The sequence below is a fragment of the Salipiger sp. genome (assembly GCF_059781815.1).
Window position 1 is genome coordinate 1 of the sequence record NZ_JBYNAH010000356.1, and the last position, 2,916, is coordinate 2,916.

Below are 2,916 nucleotides of genomic sequence, written 5' to 3' on the forward strand. Positions count from 1 at the left end.
CGCGGCGGAGGTTGTCTAGATCACCAAGCCCGGCGCCGAGAAACACGGCTACGAGCCGACCCCGCGCGACATCGTCGGCGCCCATGATGCCGATCTGATCCTGTGGAACGGGCTGAACCTCGAGCTGTGGTTCGAGCAGTTCCTGCGCAACCTCGGCGATCTGCCCTCGGCGACGCTGAGCGACGGCATCGAGCCGATTGCGATCGCGCAGGGCGCCTACGAGGGCAAGGCCAACCCGCATGCCTGGATGGGGCTCGACAATGCGCAGGTCTATGTCGACAACATCGCCGCCGCGCTGAGTGCGCAGGATCCCGACAACGCCGCGACCTATGCCGCCAATGCGGAGCGCTACAAGCAAGAGTTGCGCGAGACGCTCGAGCCGCTGCGCGCCCGCATTGCCGAGATCCCCGAGGACAAGCGCTGGCTGGTGACCTGCGAGGGCGCGTTCAGCTACCTCGCCCGCGACTTCGGCATGAAGGAGCTCTATCTCTGGCCGATGAACGCCGACCAGACCGGCACGCCGCAGCAGGTGCGGGCGGTGATCGACGGGGTGAAGACGCACGAAATTCCGGCAGTGTTCTGTGAAAGCACGGTCAACACCGCCCCCGCCGAGCAGGTCGCGCGCGAAACCGGTGCCAGCTATGGCGGTGTGCTCTATGTCGATAGCCTGAGCGATCCCGATGGCCCGGTGCCGAGCTATCTGGATCTGCTGCGCGTCACCTCCGAGACCATCGCGGACGGGCTCGGCGCGGCGAACTGACCGAAGGACCGAAAGACATCCCCATGCGCGACAGCCAGACCGCCACCGCCCCGAGCCTCGATCCCGCCGATGAGCGCGCAGACGATCCCGGAGGCGGCATCCGGGCCCGGGACGTGACGGTGACCTATCGCAACGGCCACACTGCCCTGCGCCGCGCCAGCTTCGAGATCCCGCGCGGCACGGTGACCGCGCTGGTGGGGGTGAACGGCGCCGGCAAGTCGACGCTGTTCAAGGCGATCATGGGCTTCGTGCCGGCGGCGGCGGGCGAGATCACGCTCCTGGGTATGAGCGTGCGCGACGCGCTCAAGCGCAACCTCGTGGCCTATGTGCCGCAATCGGAAGAGGTCGACTGGTCGTTCCCGGTGCTGGTCGAGGACGTGGTGATGATGGGGCGCTACGGCCATATGGGCTTTCTGCGCCGCCCCCGGCGCGCCGATCACGAGGCCGTCGCCGAGGCGCTGGCCCGCGTCAACATGCAGGAGTTCCGCCACCGCCAGATCGGTGAGCTCTCGGGCGGGCAGCGCAAGCGGGTGTTCCTCGCTCGGGCGCTGGCGCAGGAGGGGCAGGTGATCCTGCTCGACGAGCCCTTCACCGGCGTCGACGTCAAGACCGAGGAGCAGATCATCGCGCTCCTGCGCGAGCTGCGCGACGAGGGCCGGGTGATGCTGGTTTCGACCCACAATCTCGGCTCGGTGCCCGAGTTCTGCGACCGCACCGTGCTGGTCAAGGGCACGGTGCTGGCACATGGCCCGACCGAGACCACCTTCACCCGCGCCAATCTCGAGGCGGCCTTCGGCGGCGTGCTGCGCCACTTCACGCTGGGCGGCGACGCGCTGCACGACGATGACGATGCCCGCCGCGTGACGATCTTCTCCGACGACGAGCGCCCGCTGGTGCAATATGGCGATGAGCTTCGGACCCGGGAGGAGGGCAAATGAGCCGCCGTCCACAGGCTGGCCCCTTGGGTGACCTGACAGTCCGGGGCGGGGAGGCGCTGCGATGAGCGTCCTTCTCGAGCCCTTCTCCTATGGCTACATGACCAACGCCATGTGGGTCTCGGCGCTTGTGGGCGGGGTCTGCGCCTTCCTGTCGTCCTACCTGATGCTCAAGGGCTGGTCGCTGATCGGCGATGCGCTGTCGCACGCCGTCGTGCCCGGCGTCGCGGGCGCCTACATGCTGGGGCTTCCCTTCGCGCTGGGCGCCTTCCTCTCCGGAGGCCTCGCGGCGGGGGCGATGCTGTTCCTCTCGGGCCGCTCGGGGCTGAAGATCGACGTGGTGATCGGGCTGATCTTCACGAGCTTCTTCGGGCTCGGGCTGTTCATGGTCTCGGTCAACCCGGTGGCTGTCTCGATCCAGACCATCACCATGGGCAACATCCTTGCCATCACGCCGGGCGACACGCTGCAGCTTGTGCTGATCGGGGCGATCTCGCTCGCGGTGCTGCTGGCCAAGTGGAAGGATCTCATGGTCGTCTTCTTCGACGAGAGCCACGCCCAGAGCATCGGCCTGCGGCCGGGGCTCCTGAAGGCGGTGTTCTTTACCCTGCTCTCGGCCTCGGTGGTGGCGGCGATGCAGACCGTGGGGGCCTTCCTTGTCATCGCCATGGTGGTGACGCCAGGGGCCACCGCCTACCTGCTCTGCGACCGCTTCCCGCGGCTCATCCTGCTCTCGGTCAGCATCGGCGCGCTCACCAGCTTTGCCGGGGCCTATCTGAGCTATTTCCTCGATGGCGCGACGGGCGGGGTCATCGTGGTGCTGCAGACGCTGATCTTCCTCGCCGCCTTCGTCTTCGCCCCCAAGCACGGCATGCTCGCCGCCCGCCGCAAGGCGCGGCTGGCGCTTCAAGAGGACGGCATCGGGGAGGGCGCGGCATGAGCGAGCTGCTGCTGCCCTTCCAGTTCCCCTTCATGCAGAACGCCTTTCTGATCTGCGCGATCGTCGCGATCCCCACGGCGCTCTTGTCGTGCTTTCTCGTGCTCAAGGGCTGGGCCCTGATGGGAGACGCCATCAGCCACGCCATCCTGCCCGGCGTGGTGCTGGCCTATATCGCCGGGCTGCCGCTCATCGTCGGGGCGTTCGGGGCGGGGATGCTCACCGCCACCGCCACCGGCTTTCTGGCGCAGAACAGCCGGGTCAAGCAGGATACCCGGCTGTTC

Annotated in this window: 3 protein-coding genes and 1 pseudogene; all 4 read left to right on the forward strand. The window is 67.7% G+C overall.

What is annotated here, in order from left to right:
- Positions 1–19: 19 nt before the first annotated feature.
- A pseudogene (locus tag AC6RA4_RS24535) lies at positions 20–760 on the forward strand (metal ABC transporter substrate-binding protein); the annotation flags it as partial.
- 23 nt (positions 761–783) lie between these two features.
- Positions 784–1,698, forward strand: coding sequence for a manganese/iron ABC transporter ATP-binding protein (locus tag AC6RA4_RS24540; RefSeq protein WP_500164794.1), 915 nt, complete (start codon positions 784–786; stop codon positions 1,696–1,698).
- 61 nt (positions 1,699–1,759) lie between these two features.
- Positions 1,760–2,635 (forward strand): metal ABC transporter permease, encoded by an 876-nt coding sequence (locus AC6RA4_RS24545; protein WP_500164796.1) that lies wholly within the window; start codon positions 1,760–1,762, stop codon positions 2,633–2,635.
- Positions 2,632–2,916, forward strand: a 285-nt coding sequence (locus AC6RA4_RS24550) for a metal ABC transporter permease (protein ID WP_500164798.1), incomplete at its 3' end; no start/stop codon positions are given. The genes AC6RA4_RS24545 and AC6RA4_RS24550, both read left to right, overlap by 4 nt.

What these genes read in the sequence shown, in the direction of transcription:
- AC6RA4_RS24540 (WP_500164794.1), top strand. Translation starts at nt 784, where the DNA reads ATGCGCGACAGCCAGACCGCCACCGCCCCGAGCCTCGATCCCGCCGAT.
- AC6RA4_RS24545 (WP_500164796.1), top strand. Translation starts at nt 1,760, where the DNA reads ATGAGCGTCCTTCTCGAGCCCTTCTCCTATGGCTACATGACCAACGCC.